The sequence below is a fragment of the Rhodonellum sp. genome, from assembly GCF_030656585.1.
In the GTDB taxonomy this organism is placed as follows: domain Bacteria; phylum Bacteroidota; class Bacteroidia; order Cytophagales; family Cyclobacteriaceae; genus Rhodonellum; species Rhodonellum psychrophilum.
Genome location: NZ_JAUSPP010000006.1, coordinates 35,249 through 54,649 on the forward strand (window position 1 = coordinate 35,249; position 19,401 = coordinate 54,649).

General features: G+C 41.7%; 19 protein-coding genes and 1 pseudogene. 12 read left to right on the plus strand and 8 right to left on the minus strand.

Annotation, left to right across the window (positions count from 1 at the left end; translation table 11 throughout):
- Positions 1 to 264 precede the first annotated feature (264 nt).
- Both Q7J63_RS00865 and Q7J63_RS00870 read left to right on the plus strand, forming a co-directional pair.
- Positions 265 to 1,044 (plus strand): zinc-dependent peptidase, encoded by a 780-nt coding sequence (locus Q7J63_RS00865; RefSeq protein WP_304883577.1) that lies wholly within the window; start codon positions 265 to 267, stop codon positions 1,042 to 1,044.
- 72 nt (positions 1,045 to 1,116) lie between these two features.
- Positions 1,117 to 2,400, plus strand: coding sequence for a M20/M25/M40 family metallo-hydrolase (locus Q7J63_RS00870; protein ID WP_304883578.1), 1,284 nt, complete (start codon positions 1,117 to 1,119; stop codon positions 2,398 to 2,400).
- 324 nt (positions 2,401 to 2,724) lie between these two features.
- Here Q7J63_RS00870 and Q7J63_RS00875 read toward each other — a convergent pair whose 3' ends face one another.
- Positions 2,725 to 4,356 carry an ABC-F family ATP-binding cassette domain-containing protein gene (locus Q7J63_RS00875; protein WP_304883579.1) on the minus strand — a complete coding sequence of 544 codons (1,632 nt, stop codon included), beginning with the start codon at positions 4,354 to 4,356 and terminating at the stop codon, positions 2,725 to 2,727.
- Positions 4,357 to 4,530: 174 nt separating this feature from the next.
- Positions 4,531 to 5,412: a succinate--CoA ligase subunit alpha gene (sucD, locus tag Q7J63_RS00880; protein WP_019599817.1), complete on the minus strand. Its 882-nt coding sequence runs from the start codon at positions 5,410 to 5,412 to the stop codon at positions 4,531 to 4,533.
- Positions 5,413 to 5,542: 130 nt separating this feature from the next.
- Between sucD and Q7J63_RS00885 the strand changes: the two genes are divergently transcribed.
- The 6 genes from Q7J63_RS00885 to Q7J63_RS00910 all read left to right on the plus strand — a co-directional run bounded on the left by Q7J63_RS00885 (position 5,543) and on the right by Q7J63_RS00910 (position 12,578).
- On the plus strand, positions 5,543 to 7,357 hold the full coding sequence (locus Q7J63_RS00885) for a two-component regulator propeller domain-containing protein (RefSeq protein ID WP_304883580.1): 1,815 nt from the start codon (positions 5,543 to 5,545) through the stop codon (positions 7,355 to 7,357).
- Between the two features lie 69 nt (positions 7,358 to 7,426).
- On the plus strand, positions 7,427 to 8,989 hold the full coding sequence (locus Q7J63_RS00890; protein WP_304883581.1) for an ATP-binding protein: 1,563 nt from the start codon (positions 7,427 to 7,429) through the stop codon (positions 8,987 to 8,989).
- 29 nt (positions 8,990 to 9,018) lie between these two features.
- Positions 9,019 to 10,197 carry an ATP-binding protein gene (locus Q7J63_RS00895; protein WP_304883582.1) on the plus strand — a complete coding sequence of 393 codons (1,179 nt, stop codon included), beginning with the start codon at positions 9,019 to 9,021 and terminating at the stop codon, positions 10,195 to 10,197.
- Between the two features lie 7 nt (positions 10,198 to 10,204).
- Entirely contained in the window at positions 10,205 to 10,837 is a 633-nt protein-coding gene (locus Q7J63_RS00900) for an ABC transporter ATP-binding protein (RefSeq protein WP_304883583.1), read from the plus strand.
- A complete protein-coding gene (locus Q7J63_RS00905; protein WP_019599813.1) occupies positions 10,834 to 12,057 on the plus strand; it encodes an ABC transporter permease in 1,224 nt (407 codons plus the stop codon). The genes Q7J63_RS00900 and Q7J63_RS00905 overlap by 4 nt, the downstream gene beginning before the upstream one ends.
- Positions 12,058 to 12,137: 80 nt before the next feature.
- Positions 12,138 to 12,578 carry a hypothetical protein gene (locus tag Q7J63_RS00910; RefSeq protein ID WP_019599812.1) on the plus strand — a complete coding sequence of 147 codons (441 nt, stop codon included), beginning with the start codon at positions 12,138 to 12,140 and terminating at the stop codon, positions 12,576 to 12,578.
- A 16-nt stretch (positions 12,579 to 12,594) separates the two neighbouring features.
- Here Q7J63_RS00910 and Q7J63_RS00915 read toward each other — a convergent pair whose 3' ends face one another.
- Complete coding sequence (locus tag Q7J63_RS00915; protein WP_304883584.1) at positions 12,595 to 13,416, minus strand: aminotransferase class IV; 822 nt, start codon at positions 13,414 to 13,416, stop codon at positions 12,595 to 12,597.
- Between the two features lie 56 nt (positions 13,417 to 13,472).
- Between Q7J63_RS00915 and Q7J63_RS00920 the strand changes: the two genes are divergently transcribed.
- Both Q7J63_RS00920 and Q7J63_RS00925 read left to right on the plus strand, forming a co-directional pair.
- Positions 13,473 to 13,874 carry a MerC domain-containing protein gene (locus Q7J63_RS00920; protein ID WP_304883585.1) on the plus strand — a complete coding sequence of 134 codons (402 nt, stop codon included), beginning with the start codon at positions 13,473 to 13,475 and terminating at the stop codon, positions 13,872 to 13,874.
- Positions 13,875 to 13,927: 53 nt separating this feature from the next.
- A complete protein-coding gene (locus Q7J63_RS00925) occupies positions 13,928 to 14,356 on the plus strand; it encodes a hypothetical protein (RefSeq protein WP_304883586.1) in 429 nt (142 codons plus the stop codon).
- A 16-nt stretch (positions 14,357 to 14,372) separates the two neighbouring features.
- On the opposite strand, the gene Q7J63_RS00930 is transcribed toward Q7J63_RS00925, so the two are convergent.
- The 3 genes from Q7J63_RS00930 to Q7J63_RS00940 are packed head-to-tail and all read right to left on the minus strand — an operon-like array spanning position 14,373 to position 16,039.
- Positions 14,373 to 14,819, minus strand: coding sequence for a cytochrome c (locus Q7J63_RS00930; protein ID WP_304883587.1), 447 nt, complete (start codon positions 14,817 to 14,819; stop codon positions 14,373 to 14,375).
- Positions 14,816 to 15,478, minus strand: coding sequence for an SCO family protein (locus Q7J63_RS00935; protein ID WP_304883588.1), 663 nt, complete (start codon positions 15,476 to 15,478; stop codon positions 14,816 to 14,818). Before Q7J63_RS00935 ends, Q7J63_RS00930 begins: the two co-directional genes overlap by 4 nt.
- A gap of 21 nt (positions 15,479 to 15,499) precedes the next feature.
- Entirely contained in the window at positions 15,500 to 16,039 is a 540-nt protein-coding gene (locus Q7J63_RS00940) for a CopD family protein (RefSeq protein WP_019599806.1), read from the minus strand.
- A 52-nt stretch (positions 16,040 to 16,091) separates the two neighbouring features.
- Here Q7J63_RS00940 and Q7J63_RS00945 point away from each other — a divergent pair, with 52 nt between their 5' ends.
- Both Q7J63_RS00945 and meaB read left to right on the plus strand, forming a co-directional pair.
- On the plus strand, positions 16,092 to 16,496 hold the full coding sequence (locus Q7J63_RS00945) for a hypothetical protein (RefSeq protein WP_304883589.1): 405 nt from the start codon (positions 16,092 to 16,094) through the stop codon (positions 16,494 to 16,496).
- A 51-nt stretch (positions 16,497 to 16,547) separates the two neighbouring features.
- Complete coding sequence (meaB, locus tag Q7J63_RS00950; protein ID WP_304883590.1) at positions 16,548 to 17,552, plus strand: methylmalonyl Co-A mutase-associated GTPase MeaB; 1,005 nt, start codon at positions 16,548 to 16,550, stop codon at positions 17,550 to 17,552.
- 59 nt (positions 17,553 to 17,611) lie between these two features.
- Here meaB and dnaA read toward each other — a convergent pair whose 3' ends face one another.
- Together dnaA and Q7J63_RS00960 are read right to left on the minus strand one after the other, a co-directional pair.
- On the minus strand, positions 17,612 to 19,033 hold the full coding sequence (gene dnaA, locus Q7J63_RS00955; RefSeq protein WP_019599803.1) for a chromosomal replication initiator protein DnaA: 1,422 nt from the start codon (positions 19,031 to 19,033) through the stop codon (positions 17,612 to 17,614).
- A gap of 115 nt (positions 19,034 to 19,148) precedes the next feature.
- Positions 19,149 to 19,401 (minus strand): annotated as a pseudogene (locus Q7J63_RS00960) (bifunctional metallophosphatase/5'-nucleotidase); the annotation flags it as partial.

Genomic DNA, 19,401 nt, shown 5'->3' on the forward strand with positions numbered 1-19,401 from the left:
ATTCAATATTATATTTAATTGATGTTCAATTATCTCTTGATTGCTTTTGAATTCACACTATTGGTGTCAGGAATTAGTTTTCCAATAGTCTGATTTTGATTCAGTTAAGATCTCATTTGGAAACTTAATGCATATTCTGGGTAAATGATCCCATTGGTCATTTTTAAAAGGTGTAGGAGAAATTCTACACCTTTTTTAGTTTAATTTCTTTTTCTACTTTTATCCAAAACTTAAAAATCAACAATTCCCTAACCCAACTTCTGGATGTTTTTATTTACACATTTATTCATTGGCATCGGGGAGCTTTTTTATGGTTCCTACAAAGATTTACGGATTCGTTTGGCCAAGAAAACGTTGTCTGGCCAAGACAAGGCCCTCCTGTCCAATTTGTTTCCCTATTATGCGAAACTGAACCCAAAACATAAACAGGAATTCATCGAAAAAATGGAATGGTTCATTGCTGAAAAGGCTTTTGTCCCAAGGGGTGATTTGACGAAGATCACCCAAGAAATGAAACTTCTGATTTCAGCCACTGCGGTAATGGTGACTTTCGGGTTTCGAGGAGTGACTTTAAAGCATTTTAGGAAGATATTGATCTATCCGGACGCTTATTATTCAACGGTCAATCAGCAATACCACAAAGGTGAGGTCAATCCTAAACTTGGAATCATTGTATTGTCTTGGGAAAATTTCGTGAAAGGATTTATCGATCAGCAGGATGGGGTGAACTTGGGGATCCACGAAATGGCCCATGCCATGAAGCTTGAAAATCAGATTCATTACAACAACGAAAGCAATTTTTTCAACCCGACACTTTGGGTAAGATATTCGGAAATCGCTGACGTAGAAATGAGGAAAATCCTGAAAAGAGAAAAGTCAATGTTTCGGTCAGCTGCAGCAAATAATGAGCACGAATTTTTTGCTGTGGCTTTGGAGGTTTTCTTTGAAAAATCAGCGGAGCTCAAGATTTACAATGAATCTCTTTATCAATCCTTGGTTTATTTACTTAAACAAGACCCGATAGTCCTGTCCAGAGTCAATTAAAATTATTTGTTTACAAGCGGTATTGTCATTTTTTTGGATTTTAGTGATTTTTGAAGCCAAAACAATTCACTTATGAAATTAATCAAAAACGCTCTGGCATTCGCTTTTTCAGTCTTACTATTCCTTCAGGTTTCTGCACAGGATATCAAAGTGGTCTACAAGACAGAGGTAGAAAAATTGGCAAAGAAAAAAGAGGTTCAAGATGCCTTTGCTTATATTCTTGATATAGACGGTCAAACGATATCGGACATGATTACCTTGACAGAGATTCCCGCGCCGTCCTTTGAGGAAGCTGCAAAGGGTCTGATATTCGCAGAGATGCTTCGAAAAGCTGGTGCGGATTCGGTTTGGATTGATGAAGCAGGCAATGTCATTGCTTTGAGAAAAGGGGAAAAATCTACCAAAACCATTGTGATCGATGCACACTTGGATACTGTATTTCCCATTGACACTGATGTGACTGTAAAACAAAAAGGTGATACTTTGTATGCCCCGGGAATAGCGGATGCAAATCGATCCTTGGCCATGGTTGTGGCTTTGGTAAAAACTTTAGAGCAAAAGAAAATCAGAACAGATCACGATTTATGGTTTGTGGGCTCGGTTGGTGAGGAAGGCCTTGGTGATTTAAAAGGAATGAAGCACTTGTTTCGAGAAGGTGGAAACAAGATCGATGCATTTATCGCGATTGATGGGGGTGATATTGAAGGTATTGTCAATGGTGGAATAGGCTCTCTCCGTTATAGAGTGACATTCAAAGGTTCAGGTGGGCATTCCTATGGGGCTTTTGGAATAGGAAACCCACACAATGCTTTGGCAAATACGATAGCAGGATTTGTCCCTAAAGCCGATAGTTTCACCAAGGAAGGAATCCGGACCACGTATAGTGTGTCTGTACTCGGTGGTGGCACCTCGGTAAATTCCATACCTTATGAATCGTGGATGCTGGTGGACATGCGTTCCGAAAGCCAGGAAAGGCTTCAGGGGATCAATAAATTGTTTTTGGAGTCCATTGAAGAGGGATTGCAAAAAGAAAATTTAATTGTCAAAAGAGGAGAACCTTTGACTGTAGAAATCGAAAATGAGGGAGACAGACCAAGTGGTTTGCTTGATGCTGATCATCCCTTGATTCAGCAATCGATGGCAGTTGCAAATTATCTTACGGGTAAGCAGCCCAGATTAAGTTCGAGTTCCACCAATAGCAACGTGCCCTTTTCCTTGGGAATTCCGGCAGTGACAATAGGAAGAGGAGGGCAAGCAGGTGGCGGACATAGCCTAGACGAATGGTTTCTGAACAAGGACGGACATCTCGGACTTCAGCATGCTTTGTTGCTGATCTTGTCGCAAGGAGGGATGTAAAATAGAGGGGGATTTATCCAGAAATCTTGAAGTGTCCCGGAAGAGGAGAATTTAACCCAAAACATGCACTAGGTTTCCCATTGGGTGTTGATACCACAAGAAAATCAGGCTATTGGGAGAATAAGGCCTAGCGCCGATTCGGTAAAGTCAAAAACAGTTTAAAATTGACTGATTATTAAGCAGTTTCATGTTGGAACAGAATTGGTCTTAAAAAAGGTTTAAATCAAAACGGCTCAGAATCGAAAGATCTGAGCCGTTTTTTTTCCTTATCAAGTTTTTCCGCAAAAGTGGAAATTAATGCAGGATGAAACAAAGTGGGGTTTCTTACCGCTCCACTTCCTTCAGGTTCTCCAGTTTTTTGTTTCTAAGGAATCCATTGATGTCCTCAAAATGTTCCTTCACCCTTTTGTTTCCAAACTCAAAAACCTTTGTCACCAAGCCGTCCAAAAAGTCCCTGTCGTGGGAAACGATGATCAATGTACCGTCAAAAGCTTTCAAGGCATCTTTGATGATGTCCTTGGTCTTCATGTCGAGGTGATTGGTAGGTTCATCGAGAATCAAGAGATTGACGGGTTCCAGAAGAAGTTTGATCATGGCCAATCTTGTTTTTTCCCCACCAGAGAGTACTTTGACCTTTTTCATGGAATCTTCCCCGCCAAACATAAACGCGCCAAGCATATCCTTGATTTTTTTACGTATTTCGCCCACAGCGATTCCGTCTACGGTGTCGAAAACCGTCTGGCTTTCATCGAGCAGTGAGGCTTGGTTTTGGGCGAAATACCCGATCATGGTATTGTGGGCCAATTCACATTTGCCTTTAAAATCTATTTCAGCCATGATGGCTTTGATCATGGTGGACTTTCCTTCTCCGTTTTTCCCCACAAAAGCGACTTTTTCGCCTCTTTCGATGGTCATCGTGGCATTTTTGAAAACCACATGGTCCCCGTAGGATTTGGATAAATCCTCTGCCAACACGGGATATTTGCCCGATTTGGGTGATGGGGGAAAGCGCAATTTCAATGCGGAGCTGTCCACTTCATCGATTTCCACGATGTCCAGTTTCTCCAGCATTTTCACACGGGATTGTACTTGTAGGGTTTTGGAATAAGTACCCTTGAAGCGATCGATGAACTGCTGTACGTCCGCCATCATCTTCTGTTGTTCGTCAAAGGCTTTTTGCTGGTGCTCCCTTCGCTCCCTGCGGAGTTCCAGGTAATGGCTGTATTTTGCTTTGTAATCGTATATTCTGCCCATCGTCACTTCGATGGTCCTGGTGGTGATCTTGTCCACAAATGCCCTGTCGTGGGAAATCACCACTACGGCTTTTGCCTTTTGGGTCAAAAATTCCTCCAGCCATTGGATGGACTCAATGTCCAAATGGTTGGTAGGCTCATCCAGCAAGACCAAATCGGGTTTTTGCAGAAGGATCTTGGCCAGTTCCAGCCGCATTCTCCATCCCCCCGAAAACTCGGAAGTCTGTCTCTTGAAATCTTCTCTGACAAATCCCAGTCCCAACAAAACCTTCTCAATTTCGGCTTCATAGTTGATTTCTTCGATTGCATAAAAACTCTCGCTGAGTTCGGATACCTTCTCGATGATTTTGTAATATTCATCGGATTCATAATCCGTCCGGACCGTCAATTCTTCATTCAATGCTTCGATTTCGGTTTTCATGCTCAGGTAGGAGGCAAAAGCCTTGGCCGTCTCTTCGAATACCGAACAGTCATCCGAAGTCAAAAGATGCTGGGGCAAATAGGCAATGATCGCATCCTTGGGGGCGGAAATGCCTCCGGAACTTGGTTTTGCTGCGCCTGCGATGATTTTGAGCATGGTGGATTTACCTGCGCCATTTTTGCCCATCAGGGCGATTTTGTCATTTTCATTGATGGCGAAGGATACGTTACTGAAAAGCGGCGTACCTCCATGTATTACGGTAAGGGCATCTACTGAAATCATAAATTGGGATTTTGAAGCGGCAAAGATAGTGTAATTTTAAATTACCCGGAAAGAATCAAGAGTGGTTCAGGCTCGAATTAAGCCTGGCTGGAATATCTCACCAATAGGCTGAAAAAAAACCGCTGAAGAAAATTTTTCCTTCAGCGGTTTTCATTTCCATTAAATGAATATGGATTATGCTTCGATTCCCATGGCTTTCGCCATTACGGATCCGATCTCGGCAGGAGATTCGGCCACAAGGATACCGTTTGCTTTCAAAATTCTGATTTTGGCATCAGCCGTATCATCCGCACCACCGATAATAGCACCTGCATGGCCCATCCTTCTTCCGGCTGGAGCAGTCTTGCCTGCGATGAAGCCCACAACTGGCTTTCTGTTTCCGTTTTCACGCACCCAGATGGCTGCTTCGGCTTCATAGTTTCCACCGATTTCGCCGATCATTACGATTGCATCTGTTTCAGGATCGTTCATCAGCATTTCCACGGCTTCCTTTGTAGAGGTTCCGATGATCGGATCTCCACCGATTCCAATGGCTGTTGAGATTCCCAATCCAGCCTTTGTTACTTGGTCAGCGGCTTCGTAAGTAAGTGTTCCGGATTTAGAGACAATACCGATTCTTCCTGGCTTGAAAACGAAACCAGGCATGATTCCAACTTTTGCTTCACCAGGTGTGATTACACCAGGGCAGTTTGGACCGATAAGGATGGTCCCTCTTTCCTTGATGTAAGGTTTTGCTTTCATCATGTCCGCAACAGGAATTCCTTCGGTGATTGCAATCACAACCTTGATGCCTGCGTCAGCAGCTTCCATGATGGCATCTGCTGCAAAAGCCGGTGGAACAAAAATGATGGAGGTATCCGCTCCAGTCTTTTGAACAGCTTCTTCGACAGAGTTGAAAACAGGTTTTTCAAGATGTGTAGAACCGCCTTTGCCTGGAGTTACTCCTCCTACAACGTTCGTTCCATATTCTATCATTTGCTGTGCATGGAAGGAACCTTCCGAGCCTGTAAACCCTTGCACGATCACTTTCGAATTCTTATTGACTAAAACACTCATTCTGCGATTTTTATAGTTTGCTACAAAATTAAAAGAATAAGCCCTTACTCAAAAAGAAATGGCAAACAATATCGATTTAATTTACACTAACCATATCTTTTTCTAAATTAGAGGGTGCATTGGTCGGTCTATGAAGAAAAACCTACTCTTTTTTTTATGCCTTATTTGCCTCCATCAGGCATTTTCGCAATCCTATCAGTTCAATCGACAGATTAGAGGGGTAGAATTGCCATCCAATAATATTTCCGGGATTTTGCAGGACGATATGGGTTTGATGTGGTTCACTACTGCATCAGGAATTTTTTATTCCGATGGATTCAATACTTACCCCCTGCCGGACACCATTCAAAGCCAGCTTTCCGCAAAAAGTAATTTTTTCAAAGATGAGAACGGTTTCATTTGGGTATACAGCACATATGGGGCTCCCAAGGCATTTTATTTTAGCCAAAACCAATGGTTTGAATTCTTTTTTCCAAAATCGTTTGATGAAAAAAAGCTCAACAGAATTAAGTTTGCCGTAGGGGGGGAGGGAGCTGATAAGGTATTTTTTCTCGTTTCTGATGGGGAAACTTCCTTTACCGATATTCATTCAAAAAACTGGGTCACAACAAAAAACAATCTAGGCCGGGACGGTTCCTTTGTTGGCCTTTTCAATGATAAGGGAAGCATTTACCTTTTCTTTGAAAAAGCCATCTTTCGATTTTCGGATAACGCCCTCCTACCATTTGAATTCGAAGGAATAAAGCTCCCCGCTCCAGTTGTTTCTGTCAGGATTGATGAAGAGACTGGCGGATACTTTTTTTTGGGTGAAAATTATTTGGCGTATGGAAAAAGCTTTTCAATTCCCGAGAAAATCGTCCATCAGAATTTTTCAAAGGATATCTACAGTCCAATCGACCATTTCTACCTACAAGTGGACCAAGGGAAGGTTTTTTATTTTTATAATTCCCATTTATATAAATATGATCCAAATCAAGGGTCTGCATTTGAAATAAATTCTGGTGATACCACAAAATCATTTTATATAACCACAGCTTATGTGGGAAGGGAGGGTGTTATTTGGATTGGTTCTCTTCGAGGACTGTTGAATATAAACTCCTTGAAGTTTTTGAATTATAACTCTGGGGTTTTGCTGGACGATGAAGTAACGGCTATTATAAAAATCGGGCCTGCCGAGTATCTTCTTGGGTTTAACAATGGTTTGGAGATTTGGGAAAATGGTAAGAAAAAAGTCCTTCAGGAGGATAAATCATTGGTTGGCCAACCTCGGAATAGGATAACCAATTTTTCCATGGACAAAAATGGAATTGTGTGGTTTTCCTCCAATCTCGCAGGTATAGGAAGATTTGACCCGAAAAATTTAAAACTTGACTATACACCCAGTCCGTTGAACGAGAATATTAATTCGATAAAAGCGATTGGCGACAGTCTTTTTTTTGTGAGTTGGGGAAAAATATACCTTTCCTCTATCCATCATTCCGGACCAAAGCATTTTGAGCATGAGATTAATAACCAGTTTTTGGGAAAGTTGAATCAGGATTTCTTTTTTTTTAGAAAAATAGACGTTCTCAGTGACGGAAGGTTGATTTTTGTCCAAGCAGGCGATACAAGAGCGCAGGATTTGGTGGTTGAAACGGATTCATTCATCAACGTTATCGGGTACAATTACTTGGAATCGGGAGACACACTCTTGCTGGGCACTGAGCTGGGCTTGATGTATCACCATAAGGGGAAGGTCGATTTTATGTCTTGGAATGGTGTGGTGATAAACAGGCCTGTTTATGCGCTGCTAAAAGATGCAAACAGCAATCTTTGGGTTGGGACGGATCAGGGGATTTTCATGGTCAATAACGGAATAGTCAGGCAATTTGAGGAATCCAATGGGTTGGCGGGTTCGGAAATCAACCGCGGGGCCTTGGTGGAAGGAGAAGACGGGAAAATCTAGATCGGGACGCAAAATGGACTTTCAGTTTATGACCCCAAAGAAGATGAAACAAAACCCCATTCGCCGATTGTGGATATTTTGAGCGTGGAGATCCTAGATCCAAATTTCAAGAAAACGGATTTGAATAAAATTCCTTACAACACCAATTCTGTGGAGATCAAATACAGAGCCGTTAGCTTTCTCCAGCTTTCACATTTGGAGATAAAGTACATGTTGGAAGGCTATCAAGATGATTGGGTCACATTGGAGAACCCAAGGTCCAATTTATTGGTATTCAATAATTTGCCGCCAGGGGAATACAGGTTGATGTTGCAGGCGGGAATCGGTGGTCATGGGTATTCGGAGATCATCACTTCTCCCACCTTCCTGATTTTAAAGCCCTTTTATTTGCAAAATTGGTTCGTGGGATTGATCCTCCTGTTTTTTTTGGGGATCGGTTTTCTGTTGAACAGGTTTTTGGACCAATTGCGAAAACAAGGGATTTTGAAAAAGACGATTGATCAAAAAACAATGGAAGCATTAATCACAGAAGATCATTTCAAAAATGTTTGGAACAGTTCCAAAGATGGACTGATGCTTACTTTGACAGGTGGTAAAATCCTTACGGTCAACCCTAGTTTTTCCAAATTGGTAGGCTTGTCTGAAAAGGAGCTTGAATCTTTAAGTCTCCCTGAACTCTTTAGTGATCCTGACTTTTATCTCACCCAAAAACCCGCATTTCTCAATCAAATAATTGCCTCAGAAGGGAAAGGTTTTGCGTTAGAGATGACAATGCCCTTCAAAAACGGGCCAAAGGAAGTGGAACTTTATGCCACGATTCTTAAGTCCGATTTAGAAGGAAACTCTGTTTTTCTTTGGGTCATCAGGGATATAGGAGAGAAAAAAAGCTATGAAAGAGGCTTGAAGGTTGCTAAAGAAAAGGCCGAAGAAGCCAGTGAGTTGAAATCCAATTTCCTTTCCAACATGAGCCATGAGATCCGGACCCCTTTGAATGGGATTTTGGGAACCACCGAAAATATCATGCAGGACCGTCGGGGGGATCAAGCTTTGATTTCTCAGCTCGAAATCATCCTTGAATCCGGAGAAAGATTGCTGAATACGATCAACGGTATTTTAGATTTATCCAAAATCGAAGCCAAAAAAATGCAGATTGTATACAAGCAAACCAATATTAATGATTTTCTAGGAAAAATTCTTTTACCTTTAAAATCCCTTGCGATCAAAAAAGGTTTGCTGCTGTCAGCAAAGTTCGAGGCCAAATCATTGATAGGGATGATTGACCGAAGGTACTTCGAAATGATTGTCAACAACCTTGTAGGAAATGCCATCAAATATTCCAAAAATGGTTTAATCACCGTAAAACTAAAGGAGTTGGACCAGCAGATTTGCCTAGAAGTCAGGGATAATGGGATAGGGATGAGCGAAGAATTCATGTCAAAGTTGTTCAATCCATTTGAGCAGGAAAGCCAAGGATACGGAAGGACTTTTGAAGGTTCTGGTTTAGGATTGACCATTACAAAAAACCTGGTGGAATTACTTGGCGGCACCATCCACATAGAAAGTGCCCAATCCAAAGGGACAACCGTCAAGGTGTTTTTGCCTTTTAAAAAAACCGATAACATAATTAAATGAAAATTACCCAGCTTTAACTATCATTGTATATGTTTCCACTTAGGATTTTGATTACAGAAGATGATCATGTGTCAGCGCTATTGCTTAAAAAAGCACTTGAAAAAAACAATCACCAAATCATAGGGATATCGGATTCTGGTGAGAGAGCGCTAGAAATCTTGGCCGAAAACCCAGCCGACATTGTCATGATGGACATCAATCTCGCAGGGGAGCTTGATGGCATCAAGACCACTGAAATCATCAATGAAAAATATGATATCCCAGTAGTGTACTTGAGTGCAAGTTCGGATGCGGAAACACTCACCAAAGTGGTGGGTACCAATCCAAGTGCCTACGTGATCAAGCCCTTCAATATCCGGGAGTTGAACATGGTGATCGAGTTGGCCATTTTTAAGGACCGGAAGGAAAAAGAACTTCAAAAGCTCAACAATGAGTTGGAGGAAAAAGTAAGACAGCGGACGGCCGACTTGCATGAAGCCAACAAAGAATTGACCAGAGCATTGGAGAAGGAAAGGGAAATCGGTGAGTTAAAATCAAGAATTGTGTTGAACGTTTCGCATGGTTTCAAAACTCCTTTGACCTCCATCTTGAGCTCTGCCCAATTGCTTCAAATGTATGCAGAAAAGGACCATCCCTTCAAAATAAAAATTGCCAAACATGCCCAGAAAATAGAGAATTCAGTAAGAAGTCTCAACAATCTGTTGACCTCTGTCCTGTTTTTTGGCAAGGCAGATGCCAACAAGATTGATTACAAACCGAAGAAGATGTTTACAGGGGCCTTTATCAATGAAATTATCGATGTGGTCAAAGCCGGATCTGAACATGATGTTAAAATCAATTTGATGATGGGTAAAATTCCCAAAACCATCGTTTCAGATGTGGAATTGCTTTACCAAATATTCGAGAATCTGCTATCGAATGCATTGAAATATTCCAAGGATGGCCAGGAAGTCGATTTTTCGATCTGGGCCGAAGAGGGACATCTCAAGGCCATTGTCAAAGACAGAGGGATTGGGATACCAAAATCAGAACAAGACCAGTTGTACGACCGTTTTTTCAGGGCAAAAAACGTCGGGATAATCGAGGGATCTGGATTGGGACTTTCCATTGTCAAAAAAAGCGTCGATGTTTTACAAGGCGAAATATCCTTTTTAAGTGAACAAGGCAAAGGGACGACATTTACCCTTTCCATACCCATAAACAATTAATTTGATTATGCTTGCAGCAAAAAACATTGAATTCAATTACGACAAAGTCCGAAAATTTGAGTTTCCCGATATCCAAATGAAAGAAGGGGATGAACTTTTGATTTTGGGCAAATCGGGAAGTGGGAAGACCACCATCCTCAATATCCTTGGAGGGCTGTTGAAACCGCTTTCAGGGGAAGTCATCCTTGGAGGCTCTTCCTTGTATCAACTCAAAGGTGCGAGTTTGGATAAATTCCGAGGAAAAAACATTGGCATCATCTTTCAAAAACCCCACATCTTAGCTCCTTTAACGGTTGAGGAAAATTTACGCTTGGCGAATTTTTTTGTGGGGGAGAGGGGAAAACAAAATGAGGCTCTATTGAGGGAATTGGGGATCTTCGAAAAGAGGAAATCAAAAATCAGCACCCTGAGCGAAGGGGAAGCCCAAAGGGTATCCATCGCAAGAGCACTGGCAAACAGCCCCAAACTCATCTTGGCGGATGAACCCACTTCCAGCCTCGATGATGAAAATGCCACCATCGTTATCAAACTTTTGCAGGAACAGGCCAAAAAATTCCAAGCGGCACTGATTATCGTTACGCACGACCAAAGGGTCAAGAATTTTATTTCCAATCAAGTAATCGTGGGAGGTACATTATGAACATGTTGAAGTTAAGTTGGAAATACCTGATATTCAAACCTCTGAATACCGGCCTCAATATCCTGTTGCTGGCATTAGGACTGGCCATCATCACCGTGCTGATTTTGATTCAGGATCAATTTGAAAATAAAATGACCCAAGATGCCAAGGGAATCGACTTGGTGGTTGGGGCGAAAGGAAGTCCTTTACAATTGATCCTTTCCAGTATTTACCACATTGATTATCCCACTGGGAATATTGATTTGAAAGATGCTCAGTCCATTTCTAAAAACAGACTGATTAAAAATGTGATTCCTTTAGGAATGGGGGACAATTATGAAGGTTTTAGAATCGTCGGTACCAATCATGATTATCTGGAATTGTATACAGTGGCTTTTCAAGGTGGAAGCGCTTGGGAAAAACCTTTTGATGTGGTTCTGGGAAGTGAAGTCGCCAAAAAATTAAAGTTGAATTTGGGGGATAATTTCATAGGTTCCCATGGGATTGGAAGCAGCAGTCATGAACATGATGCCCATCCTTATCGCGTCACCGGGATTTTACAACCCAAAGGGAATGTGGTGGATAATTTGATACTGACAAGCATTGAATCCGTTTGGTACACCCATGATGAAGAACATGACCACGCCAAAATGGAAGCTTCGGTCAGCAAAACGGGATTCCCGTTAACGGAGGAAGATCGGGAAGTGACCTCATTGCTCCTCCAATACCGAAACCCAATCGCAGCGGTGCAACTCCCCCGAATGATCAATAGCAAAAGTGCATTGCAGGCCGCCTCACCTTCCTTTGAAATCTCAAGATTGTTCGAATTGCTGGGGGTAGGGGTGAAGGTGATTCAAGGACTGGCGATTGTTATCATTGTGATTGCTGGGCTTGGTATTTTCATTGCGCTCTTCAATTCCCTTAAAGAAAGGAAATATGATTTGGCAGTCATGAGAACTTTAGGCGCATCGAGTGGACAGCTGTTTTTGCATATTGTTTTGGAAGGAGTGATTTTGACTTTCCTTGGGGCTTTACTGGGAATTGCCATTGGGCACCTTTTCCTAGCCATACTCGTTATGCAAAATGAACAAGGCGTTTTGGGAGGACTTACGGCAGCTGTATTCCTTAAGGAAGAATTCCTGATATTGGCATTTGCGATAGGTGTGGGCTTTATTGCCTCCTTGATCCCTGCCTGGACCGCTTATCAAACAGATATTGCCAAACAACTTACAAAATCGTAATTACGTGGCCTTATTATTGCCCTAAAATTGAAAGAATAACCCAATATGTAATCAATACATTCTAAATCAGACAGTAAGAGATGAGTTTTAAGAGAAATTTAATAGTATTTATCCTGATATTTTCTTCGGGACTTGTCTGGGGACAGGCGACACCCAGCGTTTGGAAAGACCTATCGGAGGTTACCTATAAAATAGGGCAGGATGAATTTGGCGAGCTTTATCTTCCTGTTTTTGGGGATAAAATCAAAAAACTGGAAGGAAAAATGGTTGAGGCTGATGGATACATTATCCCCTTTGAAGGGATGTTTAAGCCTGAGCATATTATACTTTCTTCACTTCCATTGGCAGAGTGTTTCTTTTGCGGTTCTGGAGGGCCAGAGACGGTGATGGAGGTCATGTTGAACTCACCTATCAAATACACCTCTAAGCGGGTTAAAGTGAGGGGTAGGCTTACCCTCAACGACCGAGACCCCGAAAAATTAATGTATATTCTCAATGATGCGGTATTGCTGACGAATTAAAAAAAAAAACTCCGGATTATCCGGAGTTTTTTTGTTCCATTTCCTGGAAAGCCTGGATCAGCTCCTTGGTGATCTTCCCCGGTTTTCCATTTCCTATTTGTCGATCATCGATTCGGGTGACAGGAAGTATTTTTTTGGTGGTACTCGTCATGAAGACCTCGTCTGCAGCCAATGTTTCGTCAAAGCCAATCGGCTGGATTTTGATGGATCCGCTCAATTCCAGAACTCTTTTTCTGGTAATTCCATGCAATACATTTTGGTCCGGGGTGAAGATTTCCCCGTTTTTAATCACAAAGATATTGCTCCTGGAACTTTCCGAAATTAAACCATTGTGATGGTAAATCACGTCTTCTGCACCTTCTTTTTTCCAATCGGAACTTAACCAAACAGGGAAGGTGTAATTTGTCGTTTTGATTTCTGCAAGTGCACGGACGTGTTCAATGCTGGAAAGCTTGACTCCTTTGGTGTATTTCTGTTCCCCTGGAAACATCAAGTCCTCACAGAAAATGAACAAATCCCCTTTGGCAGGAGAAAAGTGATTGTCGGACATCCCTCCAGACAAGAGCATTCTGATACCTCCTTGTCGAAGATCGTTCTTTTCAATAAGTTCAAGGATGATGTTTCGGAGTGTTTCCTTGTTGAAGTCCAAAGGAAGATAGGTCTTTTGAGCCGAGCCAATAAACCTGTCCAAATAATCAGTCAGAAATAAAGGGACAAAATTTTCAGTCCTGAAAAAATCAAAGATTCCATACCCCCTGATCAACCCAATATCCATGGGATGAAGAGTGGCTTCGGAAGAGGGGATTATTTGGTTTCGAGCAAAGCAAAGTGGTTTCATAAAAATATTTAATGGTTTGAAGCTTATTATTTGAAGAAAACTATATATTTGCAATTATGTTGCAAGTAATTAAAAGATTATCCGCGCAATCTGCAGATGTATTGGGAATTTCAGCGTCCTTGTTATGCATGGTCCATTGTTTGGCATTTCCCTTGTTCATTTCCGTAGGCTATATTTTTCAACACGGCGAAGAACCGGGTCATGATCATTGGCATTTTGTGGATTATTTGTTTATTGGGCTTGCTTTGTGGGCGGTTTTCCATGCATCCAAAAATACACAATCCAAAGGGATTAAAATAGCACTTTGGATTGCTGTTATTGTTTTTTCCATCTCAGTCTCATTGCATGATTTAGCCCCTTGGATGGTGTTTGTTTCAGTGGCCTCTTCCTTGGCATTGGTGATTTTTCATATTCTTAACTGGAAATTTCATCGAAAATGTAACGTTATAAGAAAATAAATTCCCTTTTTAATTTAATTAATTCTAAATTGCAAGAGTTAATTAAATTGTATATGAATTCAAGTTTAAAATATTTGTTTTTTTATTTTTTATTTATTCTTTTTTCGTCTTGCAGTCCAAATGATGAAGAATCCAATGACTTGCTTAAAGAAGAAGTCATCGCCATTCATGATGAAGTGATGCCCAAAATGGGAGAGCTGAAATCCCTCCACAAAGAGATTTTGCTGAAGATAGATTTGCTCAAATCAGATTCATCAAAAAATGCGGCAGATATCCAAGAGTTACAGGTCTTGGCAAATAATCTTGATGCATCCTTTGAGGGTATGTTTATTTGGATGCGTCAGTTTAAATCCACCTATGAAGGAATGAACGAGGAAGAGATTACCCAATACCTACTCGAACAGAAAAAAATGGTCGAAAAAGTGAATCTCGACATCAAAAAGAACTTGGCTGAAGCCAAGTCGGAATTGGATAAATCCTGATTGGCCCGTTTCGATTTTATTCTTTCAAATAAACCTCCACTTGTGGGATGCTGATCAAGCCTTTTTCGTTTCCCCAAATATTGTACAAATAAGTGCTGATTTGGGCGATTTCAATGTTTGTCAGCTTGGGGTTTGCCGGCATGGCTTGGTTGTATGAATTGCCATTTACCATGATTTCACCCTCCATTCCATTTTTTATCAATCGTACGGTTCTACCGATATCTTCAACCATGTAATCCGATGGGTTCAATGGGGGGATCAATTTACCCAAACCTTTGCCATCATCTTTATGACAATTGGCGCAGTGCTGTCCGTAAAGGAGCTTGCCTTCCAAGGCATATTGCATCACTTTAGTGTCTGAAATATGGGCAAGTGAATTTCCGCTTCTGTCTGCCTCGGGTTTGCACCCACTTGACAAAACAAGCATTATTCCGATAATCAAAGCAAACTTTTCGTGTTTCATTCCTTTTTGGGCAATAGTTTTGGAATGTCATTCATCAATCGATTGACTTGATCTTCCTTGGTGCCGTCATAGACTCCCCTGATCCTCCCATTCTGATCAACGAGTACAAAGGCTCCCGAGTGAAGAAATCCCCCAGGTTCTTGTTGGTCTTCCATCGCTGTAGTCAAGTAACTGGTCTGTCCGATTTCGAAGATCTTCTCCTGGTCACCGGTGAGGAAATACCAGGTGGAGGCGTCTTCAATGCCCAATCTTTGAGAATAATCCTTTAACAATGCCACAGTGTCGTGTTTGGGATCTATGGTGTGGCTTAGGATTTTGAAGTCTGGATTGTCCTTGAATTTTTCATGTACCCGAAGCATCTGCGTCTTCATAACCGGACAGATGGTTGGGCAAGTAGTGAAAAAAAAGTCTGCCACATACACTTTTCCTTCCAAATCCGCATTGGTAATTGATATGCTGTCTTGGTTGAGAAAGGAGAATGCTGCGATTTTGTGATATACCGTATCGGTAACCGTCTTGCCTTCCATTTCAAATGAATCGACATGCCAATTGCCCAATATAGGCAGGGGTGTGCCTTTCTCGTTTTCTTTCTCCGTACAATTTGAGAAAAGGAAAAGGATTCCAAGAAGGCTGAATAAAAGCTGTTTGTTGTAGATCATGTAATTTTTTTCAAGAGTGTTTCAGGGATTCTTTTCCCTGATTCTTCTGTATAATTTTATGCCAAGCATCAATAGAATACCCAACCCGATCAATCCGACCAAGGCCCAAATCATATCCACCGTGTTTTTCAGGACAATTAGAAATACGATTGCAAAGAGCAGGAGGGTTGCGGCTTCATTCCATATACGTAACTGATTTGAGGTCCATTTGGCTATTCCTTTTTGCAATTCTTTGTATTGATAATGACATTTGATATGATACAGATAGAGTAAGAACACAAAAGCCAGCTTGGCCTGCATAAATCCCAACTGCATGTATCCCCATCGGTAGGTCAACACCCATATTCCAAAAACCAAAGTAAGAATCGCGGAGGGCCACGTTATACCAAGCCACAATCTTTTTGCCATCAGGTTGAACTGGGGGACCAATACCTTTCGTTCTTCTTCTGGTTTTTCCAAGGCCTCGGTCTGGTAGATGAAAAGTCTCACGATGTAAAATAATCCTGCAAACCAGGTAACTATAAAAATGATATGGAGTGCTTTAATGTATTCGAAAGCCATTGTGGTAATTTTCAGCTAAATTATGGCTTAATCTTCAAAGTACCTGAAAAACATGTCAAATAGATATCCTTTTTATGTAATTATATTAATAGTTGTTGCGCTCCTTTTCTGGATTGGTAAGGAATCCTTTACCCAACCTGGAGTGGGGGATTTGGAACTTGATTTTGAGGAAATGGCGAGCTTTCGAAATGAGAACAATACCGGACCTGTTCTTCGGGTGTATGCTGTATTTGCTCCCGATACTCTCTGGGATGTGATGCGCAAATATGGAGAATTTATGCCCCACACCAAGTACGGAAATACAAAGGTGTTTTTCTTTGGTCAAAAAAATGCAACACCCACAAAGGTGGGGCCTGATGAACCGTTTTTCGATATTTCTTATCAGGAGCATTGTATAGGGGTTTACGAAAAATCGGCGATGGGTCAAGAGCGTTTCAGGAGGTATCCTTTTCAATAAAATACTTACCTTCACATTCAAAACGAACAGGAATCAATCAACTTTTAAATTTTGAAACGAAAAGAAAGGCTTTCGGAAAGCGCCTATATTCAGGGGGTTTTGTCAGGTGATAGGGTTGTCCTAAGCAGAGCCATTACTTTGGTGGAAAGTACCCTTCCAGCAGATCAGGAATTGGCCGAGGCGGTGGTTTCAGGAATATTGTCCCACACAGGAAATTCCATCCGGATCGGCATCACCGGTGTCCCCGGCGTGGGAAAGAGTACGTTTATCGAGACTTTTGGGAAGATTGTTGTAGACAAAGGGTTGAAATTGGCGGTACTGGCCATAGACCCCAGCAGCCAAAAGACAGGGGGGAGCATTTTGGGAGACAAAACAAGGATGGAAACCCTAGCTGCCGACAAGCGGGCATATATCCGGCCCAGCCCTACAGGGAGCACCTTGGGCGGAGTGAGTGCAAGAACCAGGGAAGCCATGTTGCTTTGTGAAGCAGCGGGATTTGATGTCATTTTTATTGAAACAGTTGGTGTCGGACAGTCAGAAATCGCGGTCAGGGGGATGGTAGATTTTTTCCTGCTGTTGATGTTGGCGGGAGCAGGGGATGAGCTTCAGGGGATCAAAAAGGGGATCATCGAAATCTGTGATGCTTTGGTGATCAATAAGGCAGATGGGGACAACTTGCCAATGGCCAAAAGGGCCCAAAGGGAATATGCCAACGCTTTGCATCTTTTCCCCATACGGGAGAGCGGCTGGTTGCCCAAGGTGAAAATTTGCTCCGCAGTGGAAAAAACGGGTCTGGTGGGAATTTGGGAGATGATCTCTGAATATCGGGACTTGACCAAGGCCAATGGCTTTTATGATGCCAATAGAGCCGAACAAAGAGGGAACTGGATGCATGAGCACATTGGGTATTTGCTGAAAAACCAATTCTACCAGGATTCTCTGATCCAAGAAAAACTAAAAAAGAACCTACCCGCAGTCAAGTCAGGTGCGCTTTCCGCTATTGCAATCGCAAAGGAGTTGGTTGAGCTTTTTATGGAAGGGAAGGCAAAAAAATAAGTTGTTTATGCCTTAATGTTTTCAATTGCCAATAAGGGTTTGCAATCAACTCCCTAATATCAATAAGACCTCATTTTGAATTTTTTCTTCAATTCTTCAACTGCATTTCTTAAGGTGGTATCGGTTTCGATCATGTCGTTTACAGTTTGAACGGCATGGATGACGGTGCTGTGGTCTCTTCCTCCAAAATGGTATCCTATGGATTTCAAGGAATGGTTGGTGAACTCCTTGGAAAAATACATCGCCACCTGTCTGGCGGTTACGATTTCCTTTTTTCTTGTTTTTGCCTTCAAGTCGTCCAGCTTGATGTCAAAATAATCCGAAACTGTCTTTTGGATAAAATCTATCCCGACTTCTGTTTCAATGTCCTTGACAATGTTTTTCATTATCGTCTTCGCCAAGGAAAGGTCAATCTCCACTCGGTTGAGTGAGGCATGTGCCAAAAGCGAAATCATGACACCTTCTAATTCCCTAACATTGGTATCGACGGTATAGGCCAAATATTCAATCACATCGTCGGGGATGAAAATCCCTTCTGATTGCATCTTTCTTTTGATGATGGCCACCCTGGTTTCAAAATCAGGCATTTGCAAATCCGCTGTCAATCCCCACTTGAATCGGGAAAGCAACCTTTCTTCCAATCCCTTAAGATCCCTTGGCGGACGATCCGAGGTCATGATGATTTGTTTTTTATTTTGATGAAGATGGTTGAAAATGTGGAAAAACATTTCTTGGGTTCGGTCTTTTCCTGCCAAAAATTGGATATCGTCAATGATCAAGACATCCACCTGCATGTAAAAATTGGTGAAACTTTTCACGTTACCATCCTTGATGGAATCCATAAATTGGTTCACGAATTTTTCAGAGGATACATAGAGCACAAATTTATCCTCAGGACCGTTTTTGATCTCATTTCCGATCGCTTGTACCAAATGGGTCTTTCCAAGTCCAACTCCTCCATATACCATCAAGGGGTTGAAGGAGGTGATTCCCGGTTTGGTCGCCACGGCAAATCCCGCCGATCTCGCAAGCCTATTACAATCCCCCTCTATATAGGTGTTGAAACTGTAATTTGGGTTCAGATTGGATTGAAGAAGCGTATCGCTGTGGAGGGATTGCATGTCAAATGGACTTCTGCTCTCCACCGAAAGTGGTGTTTTTTTTGTTGCATTGGAGGTGGTCCCTTGTGGAAAACTCACCACATATGGTTGGTTTTGGGAATTCCCTTTGTCCACGACCACTGCATATTCCAAACGGCCGTTACCGCCAAGGACGGATTTGATGGCCAATTTCAATACTTGCACATAATTGTCTTCCAACCATTCGTAAAAAAATTGACTTGGAACTTGGATCGTAAGGCTGCTTCCGTCTAATCTTACCGGATTAATGGGTCTAAACCAAGTTGAAAAGCTCTGCTCATTTACATGTGGTTCGATCACACGCAAACATTCATTCCATACTGCATTGGCCTCTGAACTCATTTAAACCGATAAAATTGTGTTGTGAAAAGTAATGATGAAACTCCCTGTTTTTCTTCAAGGGGATCAAATTTGGGGAAAATATATTTAAATAAAAAATCAATTTCTGCTTGACTTTCTAATAAATAGGCAGGTTTTGGCTGCTCGCATAATTTATTCTATTTTCTTTGGTAAACTCAAAATCCACTTTGCCCAATCGCAATGCTCCGGTTCCGGATTGATTTACCACCGTAGTAAAGCCCTGTGGTCCAATTATCAATTTTGGTTCATCCAAAAATGTATGTGTATGACCTCCAATGATTAGGTCAATTCCCTCCACTTGAGCGGCCAACTTTAGATCATCTATTTTTTTGCTTTGGTAAGAATGGCCC

Coding starts and splice junctions, on each gene's coding strand:
- Q7J63_RS00920 (WP_304883585.1), top strand. CDS start 13,473: ATGTTGCAAGTAATTAAAAGATTATCCGCGCAATCTGCAGATGTATTG.
- Q7J63_RS00915 (WP_304883584.1), bottom strand. CDS start 13,416: ATGAAACCACTTTGCTTTGCTCGAAACCAAATAATCCCCTCTTCCGAA.
- Q7J63_RS00905 (WP_019599813.1), top strand. CDS start 10,834: ATGAACATGTTGAAGTTAAGTTGGAAATACCTGATATTCAAACCTCTG.
- Q7J63_RS00940 (WP_019599806.1), bottom strand. CDS start 16,039: ATGGCTTTCGAATACATTAAAGCACTCCATATCATTTTTATAGTTACC.
- sucD (WP_019599817.1), bottom strand. CDS start 5,412: ATGAGTGTTTTAGTCAATAAGAATTCGAAAGTGATCGTGCAAGGGTTT.
- Q7J63_RS00885 (WP_304883580.1), top strand. CDS start 5,543: ATGAAGAAAAACCTACTCTTTTTTTTATGCCTTATTTGCCTCCATCAG.
- Q7J63_RS00900 (WP_304883583.1), top strand. CDS start 10,205: ATGCTTGCAGCAAAAAACATTGAATTCAATTACGACAAAGTCCGAAAA.
- Q7J63_RS00945 (WP_304883589.1), top strand. CDS start 16,092: ATGTCAAATAGATATCCTTTTTATGTAATTATATTAATAGTTGTTGCG.
- Q7J63_RS00930 (WP_304883587.1), bottom strand. CDS start 14,819: ATGAAACACGAAAAGTTTGCTTTGATTATCGGAATAATGCTTGTTTTG.
- Q7J63_RS00865 (WP_304883577.1), top strand. CDS start 265: ATGTTTTTATTTACACATTTATTCATTGGCATCGGGGAGCTTTTTTAT.
- Q7J63_RS00935 (WP_304883588.1), bottom strand. CDS start 15,478: ATGATCTACAACAAACAGCTTTTATTCAGCCTTCTTGGAATCCTTTTC.
- Q7J63_RS00870 (WP_304883578.1), top strand. CDS start 1,117: ATGAAATTAATCAAAAACGCTCTGGCATTCGCTTTTTCAGTCTTACTA.
- dnaA (WP_019599803.1), bottom strand. CDS start 19,033: ATGAGTTCAGAGGCCAATGCAGTATGGAATGAATGTTTGCGTGTGATC.
- Q7J63_RS00875 (WP_304883579.1), bottom strand. CDS start 4,356: ATGATTTCAGTAGATGCCCTTACCGTAATACATGGAGGTACGCCGCTT.
- Q7J63_RS00910 (WP_019599812.1), top strand. CDS start 12,138: ATGAGTTTTAAGAGAAATTTAATAGTATTTATCCTGATATTTTCTTCG.
- Q7J63_RS00895 (WP_304883582.1), top strand. CDS start 9,019: ATGTTTCCACTTAGGATTTTGATTACAGAAGATGATCATGTGTCAGCG.
- Q7J63_RS00925 (WP_304883586.1), top strand. CDS start 13,928: ATGAATTCAAGTTTAAAATATTTGTTTTTTTATTTTTTATTTATTCTT.